This window comes from Modicisalibacter sp. 'Wilcox' (genome assembly GCF_010993675.1).
Taxonomy (GTDB): Bacteria; Pseudomonadota; Gammaproteobacteria; order Pseudomonadales; family Halomonadaceae; genus Modicisalibacter; species Modicisalibacter tunisiensis.
Genome location: NZ_WNXF01000019.1, coordinates 1 through 25256 on the forward strand (window position 1 = coordinate 1; position 25256 = coordinate 25256).

Sequence of the window (25256 nt, forward strand, 5' to 3'; positions counted from 1 at the left end):
CCATGCGAGAGTAGGTCATCGTCAGGCATCTATCCCGCAAAACCCCGGCCCAACGGCCGGGGTTTTTGCGTTGGGGGACGAGAAAAGTGGCCCTCTCTCGCAGTCTCTTCGTCACAGTACAGGCTTTCTTTCCGGCAGCGCAGTGCCTGCGTGCTTCCTTCCCCGGTCCTTTCGCGGACTCCAACCCACACCATCACCAGGCGCGCCGCTGCCACAAGGCCAGCCAGCCTATGGCCAGCCAGGTGACGGGACTTTCTCGAGTCATTCTTGCCGTCCGATACGGTACTGGTAATAACCCCGATAGCTGATGGCCAGGGCAAGGCAGATGACGGCAGGCACGGCCAGGCTCGAAAACGCCAGTCGGGCAAACAGCCAGGCACCCATGGCGCCACCGGCGATGAATCCCGAGACAATGATCAGAAAGAGCGTGGCCTTGCGTCGGTCGAAGGCACGTCCCCGAAAGGCTTCTCCCAGCATGAGCCCGAGATCGGTGAAGATGCCGGTGAGGTGGGTGGTACGCACCACTGCGCCGCTGTAGGTCGTCACCAGGGCGTTCTGCAGGCCGCAGGCGGCGGAAGCGATATACTGGCCGGCGGGATGGTGGGCCTGCAGCACGGGGATCGCGATGAGCAACAGGCCGCCCTCGATGACCAGCAGGGTCTCGTAATGGCGTCCAAGCTTCAGCGATTCGCCGCAGAGCAGGGCACCGGAAAGAGCGGCTCCGAGCAGAAAGCTGACCAGGATGCCGGCCAGGTGCAGCGACTCGCCGAATACGCCACGCATCAGCCCCGTGCCGAGCAACGTGGCCGTGCCGGACAGATGAGAGATCGCCTGATGGGCAAATCCCAGCAGGCCTACCGCATTGATGCAACCTGCCGTCAATGCCAGGACGAAGGCACCATATTCGACCCATCGGGGCAGTCTAGTGATCACGAGCGCTCCTTGAGGATATCGTCATACCGGGGCGGCCGGGCGTTGCGCCGCCTCTGCACGATTGTCGCATGTTATCGGCGACCCGTTGGTCGGTAGGCCTCGCTCTGACAGGGGCATTGCCTCGTACGGCGTTCCCGGAGCCTGGCGGTCGTCCACAAAAAAGCCGGTCGGGGATGCCCGGACCGGCTCGCGATGAAACCGAAAGAAGCGGGGATGAGTCAGTGGTGCGGCCGCTGGCTGGCGGACAGCATCTCCCGGGCATGGGCCAGGGTCTGGTCCGAAAGATGGACGCCGCCGAGCATGCGCGCCAGCTCGCGGACGCGCCCGGCGCCGTCGAGCAGCGCCATCTGCGTCTGCGTGGTGTCCTCGGCGGTCTGTTTCTCGATATGCAGGTGGTGATGTGCCTGGGCAGCGACCTGCGGCAGGTGGGTCACGGTCATGACCTGGCCGTTCGTGCCCAGCCGCCGCAGCAGCTGGCCGACGATCTCCGCCGTGGCGCCGGAGACGCCCACGTCGACCTCGTCGAAGACCAGCGTGCTGATGGTGCTGTGGGTGGCGGCGACCACCTGGATGGCCAGGCTGATGCGCGACAGTTCCCCGCCGGAGGCGACCTTCGCCAGCGGCCGAGGCGGCTGACCGGGATTGGCGCTGATCAGGAAACGCACGGCTTCCAGACCCTCGGGCTGCGGAGTGTCGCGTTCCTCGACGTCCACGGCGAAATGCGCCTTGCCCATGGCCAGAAAGCCCAGTTGCGACTGCACTTCCTCGGCGAAGGCCGGGGCCGCCTGGCGCCGTGTGTCGCCGATGCGCCGGGCCTGCTGCCGATAGGCCTCGCGGGCGGTCTCGGCCTCGGCACTCAGGGCCTCGAGGTCCTGATCGCCCCCCTCCAGGCTCTCCAGCTCGTCGCGCAGGGTGGCATGCAGGCTCGTCAGCTCCTCGGGCATCACATGATGCTTGCGGGCGATGCGGTGCACCTCGCCCAGGCGTTCCTCGACATGCGCCAGGCGTTCCGGGTCGAGCTCGGTGGCATCGGCGAGGTGGCGCAGTTCGCGGGCGGCCTCCTCGATCTGGATGCGGGCCTCGCCGAGCATGCCGCGTGCCTCGGCCATCGTGCCCCGCTCGCTGCCGGGCAGGGCCTCGAGTCGGCTCAGTGCCTGGTGCAGCAGGTTCAGCGCTCCGCCCTCGTCATGCTCGCAGCAGTCGACGGCGAACTGGGTGTCGCCGATGATCTGCTCGGCGTTGGCCAGCGTGGCCTGTTCGCGCTCCAGCGCGGCCAGCTCGCCCTCGGCCAGGGCCAGTTGATCCAGTTCCTCGACCTGATAGCGCAGCAGCTGGCGGCGGGCCTGCAGCTCGTCGCTGGTGTCGGCCAGCTGCTTGAGCCGGCGCTGCAGGGCCTGCCAGTGGCGGAAGGTCTCGCCCAGGGCGGCGACGTCGGCACCCAGGCCGGCGAAATCATCGAGCAGGCGGCGATGGGTCTCCTCGCGAAGCAGTGCCTGATGGGCATGCTGGCCGTGGATCTCGATCAGGGTCTCGCCGAGGGCCTTGAGGTCGGCGATGGTACAGGGCTGGCCGTTGATCCATGCCTTGGAGCGGCCGGCGCGGGTGACGACCCGGCGCAGCAGGCAGTCGTCGGCGGGCAGTTCGCGGGTCTCCAGCCAGGCGCGGGCGGCCGGCAGGCGCTGGATATCGAAGCGCGCGCTGAGATCGGCCTGCCGGGTGCCGTGGCGAACGCTGGCGGCATCGGCGCGTTCGCCCAGGCACAGGCCCAGGGCATCGAGCAGGATGGACTTGCCGGCGCCGGTCTCGCCGGTGATGGCGGTCATGCCACCACCGAGATCGAGTTCGAGACGCTCGACGATGGCAAAGTCGCGAACGGCGAGTTGCACCAGCATGGCCACCTCCTGGAACGGGAATCGGCACGACAAGGGTCTGTGTGTTTATACAGTAGCACCGGGTCCCCTGCAATCCACTGCCGCGAACCCTGCCGAGCGCCTTGAGATTGTCGCGGTCATCCCCATATACGAGGGCAATCGATCACTCCCGGCGGCCGCGGCGCGGTCGCGGGGCGACTTTCTCAGGAGAGCGACATGGCCAAAGACCCACAGACGCCGCTGGACGAGGAACTGCAACGCGCCGAACAGGGCGCCGAGCCACAGGACGAGCCGCTCGAGGGCCAGCTCGACGAGGCCGATGCCGCCGAGGACGCGGCCGCCGACGCCGAGGCGATGGCCGATCCCGAAGCGGAGATCCTGGCGGCCAAGGTCGAGGAGCTCGAGCAGGCGCTGAGCGATGCCAGGGATCAGGCGATGCGTGCCGCCGCCGAGGCGCAGAACGTGCGCCGCCGCGCCGAGCAGGACGTCGAGAAGGCGCGCAAGTTCGCCCTCGAGAAGTTCGTCAAGGAACTGCTGCCGGTGGTCGACAGCCTGGAAAAGGCGCTGGAATCGATGGGCGAGGACGCCAGCGAGGCGCACCGCGAGGGCGTGTCGATGACCCTCAAGCTGCAACTCGATGTGCTGGCCAAGTTCGGCGTCGAGTCCGTCGAGCCGCAGGGCGAACCGTTCGACCCGCAGTATCACGAGGCCATGGCGATGGTGCCCAACGCCGAGGTGGAGCCCAACACCGTGATCGACGTCATGCAGAAGGGCTACCTGCTCAACGGCCGTCTGGTGCGCCCGGCCATGGTGGTGGTCAGCCAGGCCGCGGGCTGAACCGGCGGGCCGGCCCTTGAAAGGCGCCGACGAGCCCCCACATAGACGACAAAGACGCGGTATCGCCGCTCCGAACAGCAAGTAACGATTCTTCGAGGTGTTTATATGGGACGCATCATTGGTATTGACCTGGGGACAACCAACTCCTGTGTAGCCGTGCTCGACGGCGACAAGCCGAAGGTCATCGAGAACGCCGAAGGCGCACGCACCACGCCGTCGATCATCGCCTACACCGATGACGGCGAGACGCTGGTCGGCCAGGCCGCCAAGCGCCAGGCGGTGACCAACCCGAGCAACACGCTGTATGCCATCAAGCGCCTGATCGGCCGTCGCTTCCAGGACGACGTGGTCCAGAAGGACATCAAGATGGTGCCCTACACCATCGCCGAGGCCGACAACGGCGACGCCTGGGTCGAGGTGAAGGGCAAGAAGCTGGCTCCGCCGCAGGTCAGCGCCGAGGTGCTGAAGAAGATGAAGAAGACCGCCGAGGACTACCTTGGCGAGACCGTGACCGAGGCGGTGATCACCGTGCCGGCCTACTTCAACGACTCCCAGCGTCAGGCCACCAAGGACGCCGGGCGCATCGCCGGCCTCGAGGTCAAGCGCATCATCAACGAGCCGACCGCGGCGGCGCTGGCCTACGGCATGGACAAGTCGCGCGGCGACAAGACCATCGCGGTCTATGACCTGGGCGGCGGGACCTTCGATATCTCGATCATCGAGGTGGCCGACGTCGACGGCGAGACCCAGTTCGAGGTGCTGGCCACCAACGGCGACACCTTCCTGGGCGGCGAGGATTTCGACCTCAAGCTGATCAACTACCTGGTCGACCAGTTCAAGGCCGACAGCGGCATCGACCTGTCCGGCGACAACCTCGCCATGCAGCGTCTCAAGGAAGCCGCCGAGAAGGCCAAGATCGAGCTGTCCGCCGCGCAGCAGACCGAGGTCAACCTGCCGTACATCACGGCCGACAACACCGGGCCCAAGCACCTCAACGTCAAGATCACCCGGGCCAAGCTCGAGTCGCTGGTCGAGGAGCTGGTGATGCAGTCGCTGGGCCCGTGCAAGACCGCGCTGGCCGACGCCGGACTGTCCAACAGCGAGATCGACGACGTGATCCTGGTCGGCGGCCAGACCCGCATGCCGCTGGTGCAGACCAAGGTTGCCGAGTTCTTCGGCAAGGACGCCCGCAAGGACGTCAACCCGGACGAGGCCGTGGCCATCGGTGCCGCGATCCAGGGCGGCGTGCTCGGCGGCGACGTCAAGGACGTGCTGCTGCTCGACGTCACCCCGCTGACGCTGGGCATCGAGACGCTGGGCGGCGTGATGACCCCGCTGATCGAGAAGAACACCACCATCCCGACCAAGAAGACCCAGACCTTCTCGACCGCGGATGACAACCAGACGGCCGTGACCATCCACGTGCTGCAGGGCGAGCGCAAGCAGGCCGGCCAGAACAAGTCGCTGGGCCGTTTCGACCTGGCCGACATCCCGCCGGCGCCGCGCGGCGTGCCGCAGATCGAGGTCGCCTTCGATCTCGACGCCAACGGCATCCTCAACGTCTCCGCCAAGGACAAGGCGACCGGCAAGGAACAGTCGATCGTCATCAAGGCCTCCAGCGGCCTGTCCGAGGAAGAGATCGAGCAGATGGTCCAGGACGCCGAGGCGCACGCCGCCGAGGACAAGAAGTTCGAGGAGCTGGTCCAGCTGCGCAACCAGGCCGACGGCATGATCCACGCGGCACGCAAGACGCTCAGCGAGGCCGGTGACAAGGCCACGGACGACGAGAAGCAGAAGATCGAGACGGCGATCAGCGAGCTCGAGGAAGCGGTCAAGGGTGACGACCAGCAGGAAATCCAGACCAAGCTGGACGCGCTGACCGAGGCCTCCGGCGGCCTGGCCCAGAAGATGTACGCCGAGCAGGGCGAGGCGGCCCAGCAGGGCGGTGCCGAGCAGGCCGACGGCGGTGCCAGGAAGACCGAGGACGACGTGGTCGACGCCGAGTACGAGGAAGTCAACGACGACCAGAAGAAGCAGTAACCACGTCTGATCCCACGGAAACCGGCGGCGCGGGAGCATGACTCCCGCGTCGCTGTTTCCGTGGCCCGACACGGAGGCGGACAAGATCCATGTCCAAGCGTGACTACTATGAAGTGCTGGGCGTCGAACGCGGGGCCGATCAGAAAGAGATCAAGAAGGCCTACCGACGGCTCGCCCAGAAGTACCATCCGGACCGCAATCCGGACGACGATACCGCGGCCGAGAAATTCCGCGAGGTCTCCGAGGCCTACGAGGTCCTGACCGACGACGAGAAGCGCGCGGCCTACGATCAGTTCGGCCATGCCGGTGTCGACGGCCAGGCGGGCGGCTTCGGTGGCGGCGGCTTCGGCGGTGCCGGTGCCGGCGGCTTCAGCGACATCTTCGGCGATGTGTTCGGCGACATCTTCGGCGGCGGCGGGCGGCGCAACCCCAACGCCCCGCAGCGCGGTGCCGACCTGCGCTACAATCTCGAGCTCGATCTCGAGGATGCCGTCGCCGGCACCACCGTCGACATCCGCGTGCCGCGCCATGTGGCCTGCGGGCACTGCGATGCCAGCGGCGCCGAGCCGGGCTCCAGCAAGGAGACCTGCCCGACCTGTCACGGCATGGGCCAGGTGCGCATGCAGCAGGGCTTCTTCGCCGTGCAGCAGACCTGCCCCACCTGTCACGGTGCCGGCCAGACCATCAAGGTGCCGTGCCGCGAGTGCCACGGCGAGGGCCGGGTACGCGAGACCCGCACGCTGTCGGTGAAGATTCCCGCCGGCGTCGATACCGGTGATCGTATTCGCCTCAACAGCGAGGGCGAGGCCGGCGTCAACGGCGGCCCGGAAGGCGATCTCTACGTCCAGGTGGCGATCAAGCCGCACCCGATCTTCGAGCGTGACGGTCGTCATCTGCACTGCGAGGTACCGATCAACTTCGTCGATGCCGCGTTGGGCGGCGAGCTGGAAGTGCCGACCCTCGACGGCCGGGTCAAATTGAAGATTCCGCCCGAGACCCAGACCGGCAGGCTGTTCCGGCTGCGTGGCAAGGGCGTCAAGCCGGTACGCGGCGGCCCGGCCGGCGACCTGCTGTGCAAGGTCGTGCTGGAGACGCCGGTCAATCTCGGCGAGGAGCAGAAGGAGCTGCTGCGTCAGTTCCAGGACAGCCTGGATGGCAGCAAGAGCCATCACTCGCCGAAGAAGTCGAGCTTCTTCGACGGCGTGAAGAAGTTCTTCGAGGACATGAAGCCGTAAGGCGTCTCCATGCTCCGCCAAAGACGAGGCCCCGCTCTTCGCGAGTCGGGGCCTTTTTGCGGCGAGAGCCACCGCCCTGGCGAAAGCAGTCACCGAACCGGAGGCCTGCGCTGGCGGCTGCCGTCAAGGTGCGCCTTGGCGAGCGAGGCGTTAGGCTGGATGAACCCGATCGATGCTCCGATGGAGGCCGCTGTGCACCTGTTGACGTTCGTGCTCGCCGCGCTGGGCTTTGCCTATCTACCCGGCCCGGCAATGCTCTATACCGTGGCCCAGACCCTGGGGCGCGGGCAGCGCTTCGGCTGGCTGGCGGCGTTGGGTGTGCACCTGGGCTGCTACGTCCACGTGGTGGCGGCGACCTTGGGGCTGGCAGCGCTGTTCGCTGCGGTGCCGCCGGCCTATGTGGCGATGAAGGTGATCGGCGGCGTTTACCTGCTGTGGGCGGCGCTGCGCCTGTGGCGCGAGGGGCTGCCCGCGGCGTCGGATGTCGCGGCGTCGGCATCCGCCCGGCGTGTGCTGCGCGACAGCATGCTGGTGGAGATCTTCAACCCCAAGACGGCGCTGTTCTTCGTCGCCTTCCTGCCGCAGTTCGTGCAGCCCGAGGCGGCGATGCCGGTCACCTGGCAGCTGCTGTGCCTGGGGGTGGCCACCAATCTGCTGTTCTCCTCGGCGGACATCGTGGTGGTGGCGCTGGCCGCGCCGTTGCGGCGTTGGCTGCTTGCGCAGCGCGGTTCGTCGCGCCTGGTCCAGCGCCTCGGCGCCGGGCTGCTGGCCGCGCTGGGCGGCCACGGTCTGCTGACGCTCTCGCGGTGATCCTCACCGTTTCACGGCGACGAGGCCGCAACTGTGTCTCTTGATTCCTCGCTGGAGGTCGCCGATGACGTCTAGTCGCGAGGTGGCCCGCGCCCATCTGGGCATGATGCTGTGGGCGCTGCTCGTGGGGCTGTCGTTTCCCGCCGTGGGGCTGATGAGCGAGGGGCTGCCGCCATTGCTGCTGACCGCGATCCGTTTCGCCGTCGCTGCGTTGGCCCTGTCGCCGCTGCTGTTTCATCATGCCGATCGCTGGCCGGGCCTGGCGGGGCTGGCGCTCTACGCGGTCATGGGTCTGTGCCTGGCGGGTTTCTTCGGCACCATGTTCTGGGCGGCGCACCGCGCCACGGCGCTGTCGATGGCGACGCTCTTCGTCAGCGTGCCGCTGCTGGCCTTCGGCCTGGGCCTGATGTTTCGCGTCGAAAGCCTGGCCTGGCGGCTGCCGGGGGTGCTGCTGCTGGGGGCGATCGGCGCGCTGGGGCTGGCCTGGGCGGAATCCGGCGGGCGGCTCGACGGCATGCGCTTCGGCATCGGCGAAGCGGCGTTCTTCGTGGGCTGCGTGGCGTCCGCGCTGTACCCGGTACTCAGCAAGTGGGGGCTGGCGCGGGGCTGGCTGTCGCCGCGCGCGGGGCTGCGCACCTTCTGGAGCCTGCTGGTCGGTGGTGGCCTGATCGGACTGCTGGGCCTGATCGGCGAATCGCCGAGTGATCTTGCGGGCATGACCGTCGGTGACGCCGCGCTGCTGGTCTATCTGGGGCTATTCTCCAGCGGGCTGACCTTCTGGCTGCAGCAGCGCGCCACGGCGGTGCTGACGCCGGCCGCCGTGACGGCCTACGGCTATCTTGTGCCGTTCGTGTCGATGCTGGTGCTGTTCGTGCGCGAGCCGCAGCACATCGGCTGGGAGTGGCTGCCCGGCAGCGCCCTGGTGCTCGCGGCGATCGCTTTGCTGCTGCGCCGTGATGCGGTCAACCGTCGGCTGCAGGCGGCAGCGTGAAGCAACTGAGCAGGGTCTGCTGAAGCACGCTGAAGTTGTCGTCGCTGACCATCAGGTAGCGCCGGTCGCCAAGCGCGACGAGGCCCTCGAAGTTGTCGACCCGCCAGCCCTCGCCGCTCGACAGCCGGGCGAGGTCGGTGACCGCCACCTTGCCGTCGTCGCCGAGGTGGGCCCGCCGCAGGCTGATGACCAGCGGCGCCGGCGGAGCGAAGGCTCGCTCCAGGGCCAGCAGGTCATCGCCCTCGGTGGCCAGGTCGGTGAGCGCGCTGCCCGCCTCGTCGGCCAGCGGGTAGCGCCATTCGCGGCCGCCGGCGAGCGAAAACAGCCGGGTGACGCCGGCGTCGCTGCCGGCCGGCGGGCTCTCCAGGCCGACGATTACCCCGTGGTCTTGCGTCACGGTCAGCGCCTCGGGACCGGTGTTGTCGCCGGCGCCGCGCAACCCGGTGGGGCGCAGCGGCGGGTCGAGCGCGCGACCGTCGGCGGAGAAGCGCTGCAGGCGGGTATCGCCCTCGAAGCCGATCAGCAACCGTGTATTGCCCGGGGCGCCGTCGTCGGCGCGTTCGAGAATCAGCGATTCGGCATCGGCGGCTTCGGTCGGCAGGGGGTGGCCTGCAGTATCGCGAAGCACGTGGCTGGCGAGCGGGACCAGGCCGGTGAGCGTGCCATCGGTAAACTCTAGCCGCGCGCGGTGCACGCGACCGCGGTCCGAGAGCAGGTAGAGCTGCGCTGCGTCGGCATCCCAGCTCAGCGCGGACAGCCCGCCCAGCGGCGTATCGCCGAGCCAGGCTTCCGGTAGCGCTAGAGTACCGCACCACGCCACGTGCACGGGCCGCTCGTGCGTCTGCGTCGTGGCGAGTGAGGTGGGGCGAACCCCCGCGGCGCAGCCGACCGTCAGCAGCAGGCAGGCGGTGATGAGGAGCGGGCGGCGATGATAAGCAGGCATGGCGGCTCCGGCGAGGACGTTCGTTCAGCGTAGGAAACGGCGATGGCGGTTGCATGACAGACGCCCTGACGGTGCGTTGATATACTGCGCCACATCGCCATTTCGACAGTTGCGCAAGGAGTAGTTCGCATGTCCCGCACCCCCGTTCGTATCGCCGTCATGGGCCCCGCCGGTCGCATGGGGCGCACGCTGGTTTCGGCCGTGCATCAGGATGAGGCTGCCGAACTGACCGCCGGCATCGTGGCGGCGGGCAGTTCGCTGGCCGGTGCCGATCTCGGCGAGTTGGCAGGCGTCGGCCGGTCGGGCGTGAGCGCCAGCGACGACCTGATCGCCGTCGTCGATGACTTCGACGTGCTGATCGACTTCACCAACCCGTCGACGACCCTGGCCAACCTGGCGTTCTGCGCCGAGCACGGCAAGCGCATCGTCATCGGCACCACCGGCCTCGACGACGCCCAGCTGGCCGAGCTCGATGGCTATCGTGACCGGGTGCCGATGGTCTTCGCCCCCAACATGAGCGTCGGGGTCAACCTGACGCTGAACCTGCTGGCCACCGCCGCCCGGGCACTGGGCGACGAAGGCTACGACATCGAGGTGATCGAGGCACACCATCGCCACAAGGTCGATGCGCCCTCCGGCACCGCGCTGAAGATGGGCGAGGTGGTCGCCGATGCCTTGGGACGCAATCTCAAGGAGCATGGCGTGTTCGCCCGCGAAGGGCAGTGCGGACCGCGCAGCGACACGGAGATCGGCTTCGCCACGGTGCGCGCCGGCGACATCGTCGGCGAGCACACCGTGATGTTCGCCACCGAGGGCGAGCGCATCGAGATCACCCACAAGGCCTCGAGCCGCATGACCTTCGCCAGGGGGGCGGTACGGGCTGCGCGCTGGGTCGCCGGGCGCGACGCGGGCCGCTACGACATGCAGGACGTGCTGGGGCTGGCCGGGTCGGTCTGACCCGCTGGATCGTATCGCCGCCGGGGGTAGCCCGGGCGGCAAAAATCGCGTAAAATCCAGTCAATTTGGCCGGGTGAAGGCGATCAGCAAGGCCACATATGCCGAATCGATGACAACAAGCGGGATGAAACCGTCTTTACCGGGTTTCGTCCCGCTTTTTTACGACCTGCGTGTCGAGATCGGCCGGCTGCGCGTCCTGTCCCCACCCGCCTGATTGATCCCTCGAACGGCAGCCCGCGTGGCGGTACGGCTGGGCAGGCACCACGATTCACGACAAGCAATGGAGGACGTTGCGTTGAACAGACCCGCGATACTGGCCTTGGAAGATGGCAGCGTGTTTCAGGGTAGCGCCATCGGCGCCGATGGACAGACCAGCGGCGAGGTGGTGTTCAACACGGCCATGACCGGCTATCAGGAAATCCTCACCGACCCCTCCTACACCCGACAGATCGTCACCCTGACCTATCCGCACATCGGCAATACCGGGACCAATGCGGAAGACGTGGAATCCGGCCGGATCGCCGCGGCGGGCCTGGTGATCCGCGATCTGCCGCTGCTGGCCAGCAGCTTCCGCAATCAGCAGACGCTCGACGACTACCTGCGTTCCCAGAACATTCTCGGCATCGCCGATATCGACACGCGCCGCCTGACCCGCCTCCTGCGCGACAAGGGCTCGCTGAACGGGGCGATTCTCGCCGGCGCCGAGGCCGAGGGGGACGCCGCCGCCGAACGCGCCCTGGCCGTGGCGCGGGACTTTCCGGGCCTCAAGGGCATGGACCTGGCCAGGGTGGTGTCCTGCCAGTCGCCCTACGCGTGGAGCGAGGGCGAGTGGGCGCTGGGGGCCGGCTATGCCGATGCCGCGGCGGGCGAGCGCCCCTTCCACGTGGTCGCCTACGACTACGGCGTGAAGCGCAACATCCTGCGCATGCTGGCCTCCCGCGGCTGCCGCCTGACGGTGGTGCCCGCCCAGACGCCGGCCAGCGAGGTGCTGGCGCTCGACCCGGACGGCATCTTCCTGTCCAACGGCCCCGGCGACCCGGAGCCTTGCGACTACGCGATCACGGCGCTCCGCGAGCTGCTGGAAAGCGGCGTGCCGCTGTTCGGCATCTGCCTGGGCCACCAGCTGCTGGCGCTGGCCTCCGGGGCGAAGACCGTGAAGATGAATCACGGCCACCACGGCGCCAACCATCCGGTGCAGGACCTCGACACCCGACACGTGATGATCACCAGTCAGAACCACGGCTTCGCGGTCGACGAGACCACGCTGCCGGCGACCCTGCGGGCCACGCACCGCTCGCTGTTCGACGGTACCCTGCAGGGCATCGAACGCACCGACCGGCCGGCCTTCAGCTTCCAGGGCCACCCCGAGGCGAGCCCGGGGCCGCGGGATGTCGCGCCGCTGTTCGACCGCTTCGTCGGCATGATGCGCCAGCGCCGCTGAGCCCCAGCCGTCTGCGTCGCCGTTCGTCACTTCTTTTTCGCGGGAATCGTCATGCCTAAACGTACCGACATCCAGAGCATCCTGATCATCGGCGCCGGCCCCATCGTCATCGGCCAGGCGTGTGAATTCGACTACTCCGGCGCCCAGGCCTGCAAGGCACTGCGCGAGGAGGGCTACCGGGTCATCCTGGTCAACTCCAACCCGGCCACCATCATGACCGACCCGGTGATGGCCGATGCCACCTACATCGAGCCGATCACCTGGCAGGCCGTCGAGAAGATCATCGAGAAGGAGCGCCCCGACGCGCTGCTGCCCACCATGGGCGGCCAGACCGCGCTCAACTGCGCGCTGGACCTCGACAAGCACGGCGTGCTGGCCAGGCACGGCGTGGAGATGATCGGCGCCAATGCCGACGCCATCAACAAGGCCGAGGATCGCGACCTGTTCGACAAGGCGATGCGCAACATCGGCCTCGAGTGCCCGAAGGCGAAGGTCGCCCATCGCATGGACGAGGCCTGGGAGATCCAGTCCGAGCTGGGCTTCCCGGTGATCATCCGGCCCTCCTACACCATGGGCGGCTCCGGCGGCGGCGTGGCCTACAACAAGGAGGAGTTCGAGGAGATCTGCCATCGCGGCTTCGAGCTCTCCAACAACCATGAGCTGCTGATCGACGAGTCGCTGCTGGGCTGGAAGGAATACGAGATGGAGGTCGTCCGCGACAGGAACGACAACTGCATCATCGTGTGCGCCATCGAGAACTTCGACCCGATGGGCATCCACACCGGCGACTCGATCACCGTGGCTCCGGCGCAGACGCTGACCGACAAGGAATACCAGATCATGCGCGACGCCTCGCTGGCGGTGCTGCGCGAGATCGGCGTCGAGACCGGCGGCTCCAACGTGCAGTTCGGCGTCGACCCGCAGACCGGGCGCATGGTGGTCATCGAGATGAACCCGCGGGTGTCGCGCTCCTCGGCGCTGGCCTCCAAGGCCACCGGCTTCCCGATCGCCAAGATCGCCGCCAAGCTGGCGGTGGGCTACACCCTGGACGAGCTGCAGAACGACATCACCGGCGGCAAGACCCCGGCGTCCTTCGAGCCGGCCATCGACTACGTGGTCACCAAGATCCCGCGCTTCACCTTCGAGAAGTTCCCGCAGGCCAACGATCGGCTGACCACGCAGATGAAGTCGGTGGGCGAGGTGATGGCGATCGGCCGCACCTTCCAGGAATCGCTGCAGAAGGCGCTGCGCGGCATGGAGACCGGCAACGACGGTCTCGATCCCAAGGTCACCGAGTTCAGCGACGAGAACCTGGCGCTGATCAAGGGCGAGCTGCAGGCCGCCGGCGCCGACCGCATCTTCTTCATCGCCGATGCCATGCGCGCCGGCATGGGCGTCGACGAGGTCTTCGCGCTGACCAACATCGACCGCTGGTTCCTGGTCCAGCTCGAGGATCTGGTCCGCACCGAGCAGGACCTGACCCGGCGCTCGCTGGCCGAGCTCGACAGCCGCGACCTGTTCCGCCTCAAGCGCAAGGGCTTCTCCGATGCGCGCCTGTCGCGGCTGCTCGGCGTCTCCGAGAAGGAGTTCCGCAAGGCGCGCCAGAAGGCCGGCATCCGCCCGGTCTACAAGCGCGTGGATACCTGTGCCGCGGAGTTCGCCTCGCACACCGCCTACATGTACTCCACCTACGAGGAGGAGTGCGAGGCCGCGCCCAGCGATCGCCAGAAGATCATGGTGCTCGGCGGCGGGCCCAACCGCATCGGCCAGGGCATCGAGTTCGACTACTGCTGCGTGCATGCCGCGCTCGCCATGCGCGAGGACGGCTATGAAACCATCATGGTCAACTGCAACCCGGAGACCGTCTCCACCGACTATGACACCTCGGATCGCCTCTACTTCGAGCCGGTGACTCTCGAGGACGTGCTGGAGATCGCCGACAAGGAGCAGCCGGTCGGGGTGATCGTGCAGTTCGGCGGCCAGACGCCGCTCAAGCTGGCGCGCGAGCTCGAGGCCGCCGGGGTGCCGATCATCGGTACCGCGCCAGATGCCATCGACCGCGCCGAGGATCGTGAGCGCTTCCAGCAGATGATCGACAAGCTGCGCCTCAAGCAGCCGCCCAACGCCACGGCGCGCAGCTTCGAGGACGCCTTCGCCAAGGCCGAGAAGATCGGCTACCCGCTGGTGGTGCGGCCGAGCTACGTGCTGGGCGGCCGGGCGATGGAGATCGTCTACTCCGCCGACGAGCTGGAGAACTACATGACCCACGCGGTCAAGGTCTCCAACGACTCGCCGGTGCTGCTCGACCACTTCCTGAATGCCGCCATCGAGATCGACATCGATGCCGTCTCCGACGGCAAGCAGGTGGTGATCGGCGGCATCATGCAGCACATCGAGCAGGCCGGCGTGCACTCCGGCGACTCGGCCTGCTCGCTGCCGCCCTATTCGCTGCCCGCTGAGGTGCAGGACGAGATGCGCGAGCAGGTCAAGAAGATGGCCGTCGAGCTCAACGTGGTGGGGCTGATGAACGTCCAGCTGGCCTGGCAGGATGGCGAGATCTACGTCATCGAGGTCAACCCGCGCGCCTCGCGCACCGTGCCGTTCGTCTCCAAGTGCATCGGCACCTCGCTGGCACAGATCGCCGCCCGCTGCATGGCCGGCCAGACACTCGAGGCGCAGGGCTTCACCGCCGAGGTGATTCCCGGCTACTACAGCGTCAAGGAAGCGGTCTTCCCGTTCAACAAGTTCCCCAGTGTCGACCCGATCCTCTCGCCGGAGATGAAGTCTACCGGCGAGGTGATGGGCAGCGGCGCGACCTTCGCCGAGGCCTTCTACAAGGCGCAGCTGGGTGCCGGCGAAGCGATTCCGCCTCTCACCGGCGAGCGCCAGGCCTTCCTGTCGGTCCGCGACCCGGACAAGGCCGGCGTTATCGAGGTTGCGCAATCTTTGCTAGCATTGGGCTTTGATCTGATCGCCACCCGCGGTACCGCCCAGGCACTCGAGGCCGCCGGCCTGCCGGTGAAGGCCGTCAACAAGGTCTTCGAAGGGCGCCCGCACATCGTCGACCTGATCAAGAACGATGACGTGGCCTATATCGTCAATACGACCGAAGGTCGTCAGGCGATCAACGATTCTTCCGTAATCCGCCGCACCGCACTCGCCCACAAGGTCCCCTACGCCACGACGCTGGCGGGGGCGCGGGCCGTTTGCATGGCACTCGAGTACGGTAATCAGATTACCGTGCGGCGGCTTCAGGAACTGCACGCAGGAGCAAGCACATGAACAAGGTCCCGATGACCGTCGCCGGAGAGGCGCGCCTGCGGGAAGAACTCAATCAGCTCAAGAGCGTGGAGCGGCCGAAGGTGATCAACGCCATCGCCGAGGCGCGCGAGCACGGCGATCTCAAGGAGAACGCCGAGTACCACGCCGCCCGCGAGCAGCAGGGCTTCATCGAGGGGCGGATCCAGGAGATCGAGTCCAAGCTGTCCACGGCCCAGGTGATCGACGTCACCAAGATGCCCCGGACCGGCAAGGTGATCTTCGGCGTGACCGTCGAGCTGCTCAACCTGGAGACCGATGACGAGGTGCGCTACCGGATCGTCGGCGAGGACGAGGCCGACATCAAGGCGGGCAAGATCTCGGTGACCTCGCCGATCGCCCGGGCGCTGATCGGCAAGGAAGAGGGCGACGTGGTGGCGGTGCGCACCCCCGGTGGCGACGTCGAGTACGAGATCTCCAGCGTCGAGCACCTCTAGCCCTTCGGGCAGCCGTGAGCCACAAGCGTTAAGCGGTAAGAAAACACCCCCGAGACTCTGCCTCGGGGGTGTTTTGTATTTGACTTACAGCTTATGGCTTCCCGCTTACAGCTCTGAGCGAAGCTCAGTGCCGGCCGTGATGATTCTCGAAGCGGGTGATGTTGGACAATTTGGGATTGGCCCTGGGGTTCTTGCGGTAGAGCAGGGCCACCTTGCCGATGGTCTGCACCAGCTCGGCGCGGCTGTCGGCGCAGAGCTGTTCGGCGACGGCCCGGCGGGTGTCGCGCTCGCCGACGGCGATCTTGATCTTGACCAGTTCGTGGTCGCTGAGCGCGCGCTCGAGTTCGGCCAGCACTCCATCGGTGAGACCGTTGTCGGAAACCGTCACGATGGGCGACAGATGATGGCCAATGCTGCGCAATGCTTTCTTTTGTGCCTGTGACAAGCTCATGGTATGGTGATCGTTCCGGTTGGCGTGCGTGGGGAGCGGCAAGTTCGGTCGACGACGGTCGTGAGGGACTCCGATCCGGGTCGCGACCACTGAGCGCGCCATGGTACGGCGAAAGCCGAGCGTTGCAAAGCGCTCGGGCCGGATTGCCTCCCGCCAGATTCCCGCACGACACCCGTCAGATTTCCGTTTTCTGTGACCCCCATGGCTTTGCCCGTCGGGCGAACCCCCGTTAGGTGATCGCGTGGCTCGAAACGCTTCCAGCAAGTCCGCCGCCGGCAGCAAGAGCAGTGCCGGCTGGCTCAAAGAACATTTCGACGATCCATACGTCAAACGCTCGTGGCAGGACGGCTATCGCTCGCGGGCCAGCTACAAGCTGCTCGAGCTCGACGAGAAGGACCAGCTTTTCAAGCCTGGTATGACGGTGATCGACCTGGGCGCGGCCCCGGGCGGCTGGAGCCAGGTGGCGGCCGAACGGGTCGAACCGAACGGCCTGGTGATTGCCTCCGACATCCTCGAGATGGATGCCCTGGCCGGCGTCGAGTTCATCCAGGGCGATTTCACCGAGGATGAAGTGCTCGAGGCGATCCTGACACAGCTCGGCGAGCGCCCGGTGGATTTGATCATTTCCGACATGGCGCCCAACATGAGTGGCATGGCCGCCATCGATCAACCCAAGGCGATGTACCTGGTGGAGCTGGCGCTCGACCTGGCCCGGCAGACCCTGAAGCCCGGCGGGCGCCTGTTGACCAAGGTGTTTCAGGGCGAAGGATTCGACGACTATCTGAAGGCGCTGCGCGACAGCTTCACGCGGGTGATGACCCGCAAGCCGGGCGCCTCGCGAAACCGCTCACGGGAAGTGTACCTGCTGGCGGACGGATTCAAGGGCTGAGCTTGCAACCGTGGTTGACCACCCCCACCTCTGGTGTAGTGTCAACGGCATGGGCGCGCTTGGCAGACAGATTGATGCAATGAGGGTATTCCCTTGAACGACATGGCGAAGAACCTGATCCTGTGGTTGATCATCGCGGCGGTACTGCTGACGGTGTTCAACAATTTCAGTGTCGATACGTCACCGCAGACGATGAACTACTCGCAGTTCGTCCAGCAGGTGCAGAACGGCCAGGTCCGGTCGGTGACCATCGACGGCTATACCATCAACGGCGAGCGCGAGGACGGCTCGAACTTCCAGACGGTTCGCCCGGCGGCCGAGGATCCCAAGCTGATGGATGACCTGCTGGCGCACGACGTCAGCGTCACCGGCAAGAAGCCGGAGGAACAGAGCCTGTGGACCCGGCTGCTGATCGCCAGCTTCCCGATCCTGATCATTCTCGCCATCTTCCTGTTCTTCATGCGCCAGATGCAGGGCGGCGGTGGCGGCAAGGGCGGGCCGATGAGCTTCGGCAAGTCCAAGGCCAAGCTGCTGACTCAGGATCAGGTGAAGACTACCTTCGCCGATGTTGCCGGCTGCGACGAGGCCAAGGAGGAGGTCGAGGAGCTGGTCGACTTCCTCAAGGATCCCTCGAAGTTCCAGCGCCTGGGCGGCCAGATCCCCCGCGGGGTGCTGATGGTCGGCCCGCCGGGGACCGGCAAGACGCTGCTCGCCAAGGCGATCGCCGGCGAGGCCAAGGTGCCGTTCTTCACCATCTCCGGTTCCGACTTCGTCGAGATGTTCGTCGGCGTGGGCGCCTCGCGCGTGCGTGACATGTTCGAGCAGGCCAAGAAGCAGGCGCCGTGCATCATCTTCATCGACGAGATCGACGCTGTCGGCCGCCATCGTGGCTCCGGCATGGGCGGCGGTCACGACGAGCGCGAACAGACCCTGAACCAGCTGCTGGTCGAGATGGACGGCTTCGAGGCCAACGACGGCATCATCGTCATCGCCGCCACCAACCGGCCGGACGTGCTCGACCCGGCGCTGCTGCGCCCGGGCCGCTTCGACCGCCAGGTGACGGTGCCGCTGCCTGACATCCGCGGCCGCGAGCACATCCTCGGCGTGCACCTGCGCAAGGTGCCGCTGGGCGAGGACGTCAAGGCCAGCCTGATCGCCCGCGGCACGCCCGGCTTCTCCGGTGCCGACCTGGCCAACCTGGTCAACGAGGCGGCGCTGTTCGCCGCGCGGCGCAACCGCCGCCTGGTGGGCATGGAAGAGCTGGAGATGGCCAAGGACAAGATCATGATGGGCGCCGAGCGCCGCTCGATGGTGATGACCGAGAAGGAGAAGCTCAACACCGCCTATCACGAGTCCGGTCACGCGATCATCGGGCTGCTGATGCCCGAGCACGACCCGGTCTACAAGGTCACGATCATCCCGCGCGGACGGGCCCTGGGCGTGACCATGTTCCTGCCCGAGGAGGATCGCTACAGCTTCTCGCGCCAGCAGATCATCAGCCAGATCTGCTCGCTGTTCGGCGGGCGCCTCGCCGAGGAGATGACGCTGGGCCCCAATGGCGTGACCACCGGGGCCTCCAACGACATCAAGCGCGCCACCGAACTGGCCCACAACATGGTCGCCAAGTGGGGGCTGTCCGAGGAGATGGGGCCGATCATGTACGACGAGGACGAGTCGCACCAGTTCCTCGGCGGCCCCGGCCAGGGCAGCGGCAAGCTCAAGTCCGGCGAGACCTCCTCGCGCCTCGACAAGGAGGTGCGGCGCATCATCGACGAGTGCTACGCCCACGCCAAGCAGCTGCTCGAGGACAACCGCGACAAGCTCGACATGATGGCCGAGGCGCTGGTCCAGTACGAGACCATCGACGCGAACCAGCTCAAGGACATCATGGCCGGCCGCAAGCCGCGTCCGCCGAAGGACTGGGGCGACGACAGCGGCGCCGGCGGCGGTTCCGCGGTGGCCGAGCCCCGGCCCGATGCCGACGAGGGCGAGGACGGCGAGGAGGATCAGCCGAATCGTCGCCCCTCCGACCCGCTGGGCGGCCCCGCCGGCCACTGACCCTGACCTGTGGTAGTACAGCAAGGCGCCCCGCGGGGCGCCTTGCGCCGTTCTGGACGGCTCATTAGAGTGACCGCTTTTGCCAAGGACCTTGCCATGAAAGACGCTGCTTCCGCGGCCATGCTGGCGTGCGGCCGGCACCGGCTCGATATCAGCTATCCCCGGGTCATGGGGATCCTCAACGTGACGCCGGATTCCTTTTCCGACGGCGGGCGCTTCTCGCGTCGCGACGATGCCCTGTTCCATGCCGAGGCGATGCTGGCCGATGGCGCGGCGATCATCGATGTCGGCGGCGAGTCGACCCGGCCGGGTGCCGCCGTGGTCTCCGAGCAGGAGGAACTGGAGCGCGTGGTGCCGATCGTCGAGGCGCTGGTCCGCGAGCTGGATGCGCTGGTCTCGGTGGACACCAGTTCGCCGGCGGTGATGCGCGCGGTCACCGATGCGGGGGCCGGGCTGATCAATGACGTGCGGTCTCTGCAGCGCCCCGGGGCGATGGAGGCGGCCGCCGCCAGCGGTCTGCCGGTCTGTCTGATGCACATGCTCGGCGAGCCGGGTGACATGCAGCAGCTGGCCGCCTACGATCAACCCATAGAGGTGGCGGTGGCGCGCTTCCTCGAGACGCGCATCGCCGACTGTGAGGCGGCGGGCATCCGGCGCGAGCGGCTGATCCTCGATCCCGGCTTCGGGTTCGCCAAGACGGTCGAGCACAACCTGCGGCTGCTCAACCGGATGGCCGAGCTCAATCGCTTCGGCCTGCCGATCCTGGCCGGCATGTCGCGCAAGAGCATGATCGGCAAGGTGCTCGACCGGCCGGTCGAGGAGCGCCTGCCCGGCGGGCTGGCGCTGTCGACGCTGGCCGTCGAGCGCGGCGCGCGAATCGTGCGTGTCCACGACGTGGGGCCCACCGTGGATGCGGTCAACATGGCCTGGGCCGTGCTACAGGAAGGTGCGGAATCATGACACGACGTTATTTCGGGACCGACGGGATTCGCGGCACCGTGGGGGAGTATCCCATCACGGCGGACTTCATGCTCAAGCTGGGCTGGGCGGTCGGGCAGGTGCTGGGTCGCAAGAACTCCCAGGCCAAGGTGCTGATCGGCAAGGACACGCGGATTTCCGGCTACATGTTCGAGTCGGCGCTGGAGGCCGGGCTGTCGGCCGCCGGCGTGGATGTCGCACTGCTCGGGCCGATGCCCACGCCGGCGATCGCCTACCTGACGCACACCTTCCGGGCCGACGCGGGGATCGTCATTTCCGCCTCCCACAACCCCTTCCAGGACAACGGCATCAAGTTCTTTTCCGCCGAGGGCGCCAAGCTGCCCGACGACGTGGAAACGGCGATCGAGGCGGAACTCGACAGGCCGCTGGAGACCGTTTCCGCCGACCGGCTGGGCAAGGCGGTGCGGGTGCCCGATGCGCCGGGGCGCTACATCGAGTTCTGCAAGTCGACGGTGCCCAAGCGGTTGACGCTCACGGGCCTGTCCATCGTCCTCGACTGCGCCCATGGCGCCACCTATCACATCGCGCCCAGCGTGTTCCGCGAACTGGGTGCCGAGGTCAGCGTGCTGGGCGCGAGCCCCGACGGGCTCAACATCAACCAGAAGGTCGGCTCGACCCATCCGGCGTCGCTGCGGGCCGCGGTCATCGAGCGCGGCGCCGATCTCGGCATCGCCTTCGACGGCGACGGCGACCGGGTGATCCTGGTCGACGCCGACGGTCGCGAGGTCGACGGCGACGACATCCTCTACCTGATCGCCCGCGATCGCCACGAGCGTGGCGTACTGGGCGGCGGCGTGGTCGGCACGCTGATGAGCAACTTCGGCCTGGCGGCGGCGCTCGAGGGCATGGGCATCCCCTTCGAGCGAGCGAAGGTGGGGGATCGCTACGTGATGGAGCGCCTGGTGGCCAATGGCTGGCAGCTGGGCGGCGAGTCGTCGGGGCACATCGTCTGCGGCCATGTGCAGACCACCGGCGACGGCATCGTCTCGGCCCTGCAGGTGCTGGCGATCATGGTCACTCGCGGCGCCTCGCTGGCGAGCCTGCTGGCCGGCTTCGAGAAGGCGCCCCAGTCGCTGGTCAATGTGCGTCTCGCGCCGGGGGCCGAGGCGCACTCGCTGCTCGACCATCCACGGCTGGCCGACGCGGTGGCGGCCGTGGAGGCCGAACTGGGCGGCGAGGGGCGCGTGCTGCTGCGGCCCTCGGGCACCGAACCGCTGATCCGGGTCATGGTGGAGGGGCGTCCGCGCTTCGATGTCGATGCCCTGGCGCGGCGCATCGCCGCCGATGTCGAGGCGTTGATCGCCTGAGGCGCGGCGCCGGTTGTGTTGCCCGGGAGGCTCCTATACCATCTTGCACCACTTCGATAAAGGGGGTAGCTAGCCCATGCGCATGCCGCTGATCGCCGGCAACTGGAAGATGAACGGTTCCTTGGCGCTGGTCGAGCAGTTCGGGCAGGCATTTGCCGAAGCGGCCCTGTCGCCGTCCGTCGAGGTCTGCCTGATCCCGCCGTTTCCCTACCTGGCCGCGGTTCAGTCGGCACTCGGCGGGACACCGGTGTCGCACGGGGCCCAGACGCTCAACCCCGAACCGTCCGGTGCCCACACCGGCGAGGTCAGCGCCGCCATGCTGGCCGAGTTCGGCGTGCGGTACGTGCTGGTCGGCCACTCCGAGCGACGCTCGCTCTGCCGTGAGGGCGATGCCGATGTGCTGGCGCGCACGCAGGCCGCGCTGGAGGGCGGGCTGACCCCGGTGCTGTGTGTCGGCGAGACCCTCGAGCAGCGCGAGGCGGGGCGCACCGAGGCGGTAGTGCTGGGGCAGGTCGAGGCCGTCTTCGATGCCCTGGCGGCCGAGTCGCGCCAGCGCCTGGTGATCGCCTACGAGCCGGTGTGGGCGATCGGTACCGGGCGTACCGCCACCCCCGAGCAGGCCCAGGCGGTGCATGCAGCCATCCGCCGCCGGCTGGCCGCCTATGCGCCCGAGCTGGGCGAGGCGGCGCGCCTGCTGTACGGCGGCAGCATGAAGGCCGACAATGCCGCCGAGCTGCTCGCCCAGCCGGATATCGACGGCGGCCTGGTGGGCGGTGCCTCGCTCAAGGTCGACGATTTTCTAGCCATCTGTCAGTCAGCAGGTTAACCATGCAAGTTGCCATTCTCATGATTCACGTGGCGATCGCCATCGCGCTGGTCGCCCTCGTCCTGTTGCAGCAGGGCAAAGGTGCCGACGCCGGCGCCTCCTTCGGCGGCGGCGCGTCTCAGACCGTCTTCGGCTCCCGCGGCAGCGGCAGCTTCCTGGCCAAGCTGACCGGGGTGCTGGCCGGGGCATTCTTCATCACCTCGCTGGCCCTGGCCTACCTGGCGTCATCGCAGGCGGACAACGCCCCCGATGCCGGCATTCCGGACGCGACCGTCGTGGAACAACAAAAGTCCTCGCCGGCCCTTGACGAAAGCAGCAAGAGTCAGGATAATACTGCGCCAACGCTAGAGGATTCCGGAGAGTGATCTCCACGCCTTAGACGTTGATAGCAGTGCTGTTTCGGGTGGTTCATCGTCAAGTCGACCGCCCGAGCAAGAACACAAGGTGGATTGCCCCGTTGGCTTGCAATCCTGTGTTCGCCCCCTGTTGCCGAAGTGGTGGAATTGGTAGACACGCTATCTTGAGGGGGTAGTGACCTTATGGTCGTGGGGGTTCAAGTCCCCCCTTCGGCACCATCTGACAGGCCTGGTCAGGCCCATTCAGAAGCACGATTGGCAAGACGTGGCGATGCGCTCGAGTCCTTGACCGAAGGGTGAGCGAGTTCTTATAATCGCCAACCTATGATGCGGGGTGGAGCAGTCTGGTAGCTCGTCGGGCTCATAACCCGAAGGTCGTCGGTTCAAATCCGGCCCCCGCTACCAAGTTTCTTGTGAAAGGCCCCTTCCTATGAAGGGGCTTTTTGTTAGCAGCTCGCTCTGTTGACACTAACGCCAATCAGCCACCTAGCTTTCCTCTTAACTCCCGGTCAGGTGCCTGATGCAACTGCTGTAGGAGCCTTCATCTGTGGCAATCAAGGACGCTGCGCTGAACGCACTCATCGAACCGGTGGTGACGTCCATGGGCTTTGAGCTCTGGGGGATCGAATACCTGTCCCAGGGCAAGCATTCACGACTGATCATCTACATCGACGGTCCCGACGGCATCACCGTCGACGACTGCGCCGGCGTCAGTCGTCAGGTCAGCGGTGTGCTCGATGTCGAGGATCCGATCCCCGGCCAGTACCAGTTGGAGGTGTCCTCGCCCGGCATGGACCGTCCCCTTTTCACGCTGGAGCAGTTCACGCGTTACCGGGGACATGTCGTGGCCTTGCGCCTTCGCGCGCCCTACGAAGGGCGGCGCAAGTTCAAGGGGCTGCTGGCGGGCGTCGAGAACGACGAGGTGTTGCTGCAGCTCGACGGTGAAGAGTACTGCTTTCCTATCGATGGCATCGAGCAGGCGCGGGTCGTTCCGCAGTTCGATGGATGAGGACTGGTTTTCTGGCGAGGCTTAAGGCATGAGCAAAGAGATTCTGCTGGTCGTTGACGCGATCTCGAACGAAAAGGGCGTGTCACGCGACGTGATCTTCGGTGCGGTCGAGGCGGCGCTGGCCAGTGCTTCGCGCAAGCGTTTCGAGGGCCGGGAGGTCAACGTGCGGGTGCAGATCGATCGTGCCACCGGTGACTACGAGACCTTCCGCCGCTGGGTGGTGGTCGAGGACGACGAGTTCGAGAACCCCGACGCCGAGATCAAGCTGTCGTACGCCGAGCGTCGCGATCCGCCGCTGGGGCTCGGCGACGTCGTCGAGGAGCGCATCGAGAACGCCGCCTTCGGCCGCATCGCGGCACAGACCGCCAAGCAGGTCATCGTGCAGAAGGTGCGCGAGGCGGAGCGGGCCGAGATCGTGCGTCATTATTCCGAGCGCGAGGGCGAGCTGATCGCCGGCATCGTCAAGAAGACGACGCGCGATGGCCTGATCATCGACCTCGGCGACAACGCCGAGGGCTTCCTGCCGCGCAGCGAGATGATTCCCGGCGAGCGCTACCGCATGAACGAACGGGTGCGCGCGCTGCTGTGGAAGGTCGACGCCGAGGCGCGCGGCTCCCAGCTGATCCTGTCGCGCACGCGTCCGGAGCTGATCATCGAGCTGTTCCAGATCGAGGTGCCCGAGATCGCCGAGCAGCTCATCGAGATCAAGGGCGCGGCACGTGATCCGGGCTCGCGGGCCAAGATCGCGGTGAAGACCAACGACAAGCGCATCGATCCGGTCGGTGCCTGTGTCGGCATGCGCGGGTCGCGGGTCCAGGCGGTCTCCAACGAGCTGCGCAACGAGCGGGTGGACATCATCCTCTGGGATGACAACCCTGCCCAGCTGGTGATCAATGCCATGGCACCGGCGGACGTGGCGTCGATTCTGGTCGACGAGGACGCCCATGCCATGGATGTCGCCGTGGCCGAGGACAACCTCGCTCAGGCCATCGGCCGCAGCGGGCAGAACGTGCGTCTGGCCAGCGAGCTGACCGGCTGGACGCTCAATGTAATGACGGAGGAAGAGGCCGAGGGCAAGCGGGAGCAGGAAGTCGATACCCTGGTCGAGTACTTCATCAATCACCTCGAGGTCGACGAAGAGCTGGCGAGAACCCTGGTCGAGGAGGGGTTCACGTCGCTGGAAGAGCTGGCCTATGTGCCGCTCGAGGAGATGCTCGAGATCGAGGACTTCGACGAAGACCTGGTGGAAGAGTTGCGCGCACGCGCCAAGGACGAGCTGTTGAACCTGGCAATCGCCTCCGAGGAGGAGCTGGACGGTGCTCAGCCCGCCGAGGACCTCCTTGAAATGGACGGCATGGACCGTCACCTGGCCTTCACGCTGGCCAGCCGGGGCATCGTCACCATGGAGGACCTTGCCGAACAGTCCATCGATGATCTCAAGGATATCGAGGACGTGGACGAAGAGCGCGCCGCGGCACTGATCATGACCGCCCGTGCGCCCTGGTTCGAGAGTGAAGAGTAACTAGGTCACGGGCTCAGGAGGGTCGT

Annotated in this window: 21 protein-coding genes and 2 tRNA genes; 19 read left to right on the forward strand and 4 right to left on the reverse strand. The window is 66.8% G+C overall.

The annotated features are described in order from the left end of the window. Positions 1–261 precede the first annotated feature (261 nt). Positions 262–933 carry a YoaK family protein gene (locus G7A98_RS14965; protein ID WP_163650485.1) on the reverse strand — a complete coding sequence of 224 codons (672 nt, stop codon included), beginning with the start codon at positions 931–933 and terminating at the stop codon, positions 262–264. Between the two features lie 218 nt (positions 934–1151). Continuing rightward, a complete protein-coding gene (recN, locus tag G7A98_RS14970) occupies positions 1152–2825 on the reverse strand; it encodes a DNA repair protein RecN (protein WP_163650486.1) in 1674 nt (557 codons plus the stop codon). Positions 2826–3020: 195 nt separating this feature from the next. Here recN and grpE point away from each other — a divergent pair, with 195 nt between their 5' ends. The 5 genes from grpE to G7A98_RS14995 all read left to right on the forward strand — a co-directional run bounded on the left by grpE (position 3021) and on the right by G7A98_RS14995 (position 8717). After that, entirely contained in the window at positions 3021–3641 is a 621-nt protein-coding gene (grpE, locus tag G7A98_RS14975; protein ID WP_163650487.1) for a nucleotide exchange factor GrpE, read from the forward strand. Between the two features lie 105 nt (positions 3642–3746). Next, the gene (dnaK, locus tag G7A98_RS14980) at positions 3747–5681 is read left to right on the forward strand and encodes a molecular chaperone DnaK (protein ID WP_163650488.1); all 1935 of its coding nucleotides are present in this window, start codon (positions 3747–3749) and stop codon (positions 5679–5681) included. A gap of 89 nt (positions 5682–5770) precedes the next feature. Next, a complete protein-coding gene (gene dnaJ, locus G7A98_RS14985; protein ID WP_163650489.1) occupies positions 5771–6916 on the forward strand; it encodes a molecular chaperone DnaJ in 1146 nt (381 codons plus the stop codon). 192 nt (positions 6917–7108) lie between these two features. Further along, positions 7109–7726: a LysE family translocator gene (locus G7A98_RS14990; protein ID WP_224416408.1), complete on the forward strand. Its 618-nt coding sequence runs from the start codon at positions 7109–7111 to the stop codon at positions 7724–7726. A gap of 64 nt (positions 7727–7790) precedes the next feature. Next, positions 7791–8717 (forward strand): DMT family transporter, encoded by a 927-nt coding sequence (locus G7A98_RS14995; protein ID WP_205596287.1) that lies wholly within the window; start codon positions 7791–7793, stop codon positions 8715–8717. Here G7A98_RS14995 and G7A98_RS15000 read toward each other — a convergent pair. Beyond that, the gene (locus tag G7A98_RS15000) at positions 8689–9660 is read right to left on the reverse strand and encodes an esterase-like activity of phytase family protein (RefSeq protein WP_163650490.1); all 972 of its coding nucleotides are present in this window, start codon (positions 9658–9660) and stop codon (positions 8689–8691) included. The two genes, G7A98_RS14995 and G7A98_RS15000, sit on opposite strands and share 29 nt — an antisense overlap. Positions 9661–9789: 129 nt before the next feature. On the opposite strand from G7A98_RS15000, the gene dapB reads away from it, so the two are divergent. The 4 genes from dapB to greA all read left to right on the forward strand — a co-directional run bounded on the left by dapB (position 9790) and on the right by greA (position 15813). Then, complete coding sequence (gene dapB / locus G7A98_RS15005) at positions 9790–10617, forward strand: 4-hydroxy-tetrahydrodipicolinate reductase (RefSeq protein ID WP_163650491.1); 828 nt, start codon at positions 9790–9792, stop codon at positions 10615–10617. A 295-nt stretch (positions 10618–10912) separates the two neighbouring features. After that, positions 10913–12058, forward strand: coding sequence for a glutamine-hydrolyzing carbamoyl-phosphate synthase small subunit (gene carA, locus G7A98_RS15010; protein ID WP_205596288.1), 1146 nt, complete (start codon positions 10913–10915; stop codon positions 12056–12058). A gap of 51 nt (positions 12059–12109) precedes the next feature. Then, entirely contained in the window at positions 12110–15340 is a 3231-nt protein-coding gene (carB, locus tag G7A98_RS15015) for a carbamoyl-phosphate synthase large subunit (RefSeq protein ID WP_163650493.1), read from the forward strand. Continuing rightward, positions 15337–15813, forward strand: coding sequence for a transcription elongation factor GreA (gene greA / locus G7A98_RS15020; protein WP_163650494.1), 477 nt, complete (start codon positions 15337–15339; stop codon positions 15811–15813). The genes carB and greA overlap by 4 nt, the downstream gene beginning before the upstream one ends. A gap of 124 nt (positions 15814–15937) precedes the next feature. Here greA and yhbY read toward each other — a convergent pair whose 3' ends face one another. Continuing rightward, positions 15938–16264, reverse strand: a complete 327-nt coding sequence (yhbY, locus tag G7A98_RS15025; RefSeq protein WP_163650495.1) for a ribosome assembly RNA-binding protein YhbY — start codon at positions 16262–16264, stop codon at positions 15938–15940. A 241-nt stretch (positions 16265–16505) separates the two neighbouring features. Between yhbY and rlmE the strand changes: the two genes are divergently transcribed. From rlmE to nusA, 10 genes are all read left to right on the forward strand, one after another. Then, on the forward strand, positions 16506–17153 hold the full coding sequence (rlmE, locus tag G7A98_RS15030; RefSeq protein WP_163650496.1) for a 23S rRNA (uridine(2552)-2'-O)-methyltransferase RlmE: 648 nt from the start codon (positions 16506–16508) through the stop codon (positions 17151–17153). Positions 17154–17246: 93 nt separating this feature from the next. Then, positions 17247–19211, forward strand: coding sequence for an ATP-dependent zinc metalloprotease FtsH (gene ftsH, locus G7A98_RS15035; RefSeq protein WP_163650497.1), 1965 nt, complete (start codon positions 17247–17249; stop codon positions 19209–19211). 96 nt (positions 19212–19307) lie between these two features. Next, a complete protein-coding gene (folP, locus tag G7A98_RS15040) occupies positions 19308–20171 on the forward strand; it encodes a dihydropteroate synthase (protein ID WP_240464763.1) in 864 nt (287 codons plus the stop codon). Then, on the forward strand, positions 20168–21517 hold the full coding sequence (gene glmM, locus G7A98_RS15045) for a phosphoglucosamine mutase (RefSeq protein ID WP_163650498.1): 1350 nt from the start codon (positions 20168–20170) through the stop codon (positions 21515–21517). The genes folP and glmM overlap by 4 nt, the downstream gene beginning before the upstream one ends. Positions 21518–21593: 76 nt before the next feature. Beyond that, a complete protein-coding gene (gene tpiA / locus G7A98_RS15050) occupies positions 21594–22343 on the forward strand; it encodes a triose-phosphate isomerase (protein WP_163650499.1) in 750 nt (249 codons plus the stop codon). 2 nt (positions 22344–22345) lie between these two features. Further along, positions 22346–22708 (forward strand): preprotein translocase subunit SecG, encoded by a 363-nt coding sequence (secG, locus tag G7A98_RS15055; protein ID WP_163650500.1) that lies wholly within the window; start codon positions 22346–22348, stop codon positions 22706–22708. A 123-nt stretch (positions 22709–22831) separates the two neighbouring features. After that, a tRNA-Leu gene (locus G7A98_RS15060) sits at positions 22832–22918 on the forward strand. A 109-nt stretch (positions 22919–23027) separates the two neighbouring features. After that, a tRNA-Met gene (locus G7A98_RS15065) sits at positions 23028–23104 on the forward strand. A gap of 142 nt (positions 23105–23246) precedes the next feature. Beyond that, positions 23247–23708, forward strand: a complete 462-nt coding sequence (gene rimP / locus G7A98_RS15070) for a ribosome maturation factor RimP (RefSeq protein ID WP_163650501.1) — start codon at positions 23247–23249, stop codon at positions 23706–23708. A 28-nt stretch (positions 23709–23736) separates the two neighbouring features. Continuing rightward, positions 23737–25230 (forward strand): transcription termination factor NusA, encoded by a 1494-nt coding sequence (gene nusA, locus G7A98_RS15075; protein ID WP_163650502.1) that lies wholly within the window; start codon positions 23737–23739, stop codon positions 25228–25230. Positions 25231–25256: the final 26 nt, after the last annotated feature.

Excerpts from the sequence above, each read along its gene's own strand:
- folP (WP_240464763.1), top strand. The coding sequence starts at position 19,308 with ATGAAAGACGCTGCTTCCGCGGCCATGCTGGCGTGCGGCCGGCACCGG.
- yhbY (WP_163650495.1), bottom strand. The coding sequence starts at position 16,264 with ATGAGCTTGTCACAGGCACAAAAGAAAGCATTGCGCAGCATTGGCCAT.
- dnaJ (WP_163650489.1), top strand. The coding sequence starts at position 5,771 with ATGTCCAAGCGTGACTACTATGAAGTGCTGGGCGTCGAACGCGGGGCC.
- G7A98_RS15000 (WP_163650490.1), bottom strand. The coding sequence starts at position 9,660 with ATGCCTGCTTATCATCGCCGCCCGCTCCTCATCACCGCCTGCCTGCTG.
- carB (WP_163650493.1), top strand. The coding sequence starts at position 12,110 with ATGCCTAAACGTACCGACATCCAGAGCATCCTGATCATCGGCGCCGGC.
- tpiA (WP_163650499.1), top strand. The coding sequence starts at position 21,594 with ATGCGCATGCCGCTGATCGCCGGCAACTGGAAGATGAACGGTTCCTTG.
- glmM (WP_163650498.1), top strand. The coding sequence starts at position 20,168 with ATGACACGACGTTATTTCGGGACCGACGGGATTCGCGGCACCGTGGGG.
- G7A98_RS14995 (WP_205596287.1), top strand. The coding sequence starts at position 7,791 with ATGACGTCTAGTCGCGAGGTGGCCCGCGCCCATCTGGGCATGATGCTG.
- dnaK (WP_163650488.1), top strand. The coding sequence starts at position 3,747 with ATGGGACGCATCATTGGTATTGACCTGGGGACAACCAACTCCTGTGTA.
- recN (WP_163650486.1), bottom strand. The coding sequence starts at position 2,825 with ATGCTGGTGCAACTCGCCGTTCGCGACTTTGCCATCGTCGAGCGTCTC.
- dapB (WP_163650491.1), top strand. The coding sequence starts at position 9,790 with ATGTCCCGCACCCCCGTTCGTATCGCCGTCATGGGCCCCGCCGGTCGC.
- secG (WP_163650500.1), top strand. The coding sequence starts at position 22,346 with ATGCAAGTTGCCATTCTCATGATTCACGTGGCGATCGCCATCGCGCTG.
- grpE (WP_163650487.1), top strand. The coding sequence starts at position 3,021 with ATGGCCAAAGACCCACAGACGCCGCTGGACGAGGAACTGCAACGCGCC.
- greA (WP_163650494.1), top strand. The coding sequence starts at position 15,337 with ATGAACAAGGTCCCGATGACCGTCGCCGGAGAGGCGCGCCTGCGGGAA.
- nusA (WP_163650502.1), top strand. The coding sequence starts at position 23,737 with ATGAGCAAAGAGATTCTGCTGGTCGTTGACGCGATCTCGAACGAAAAG.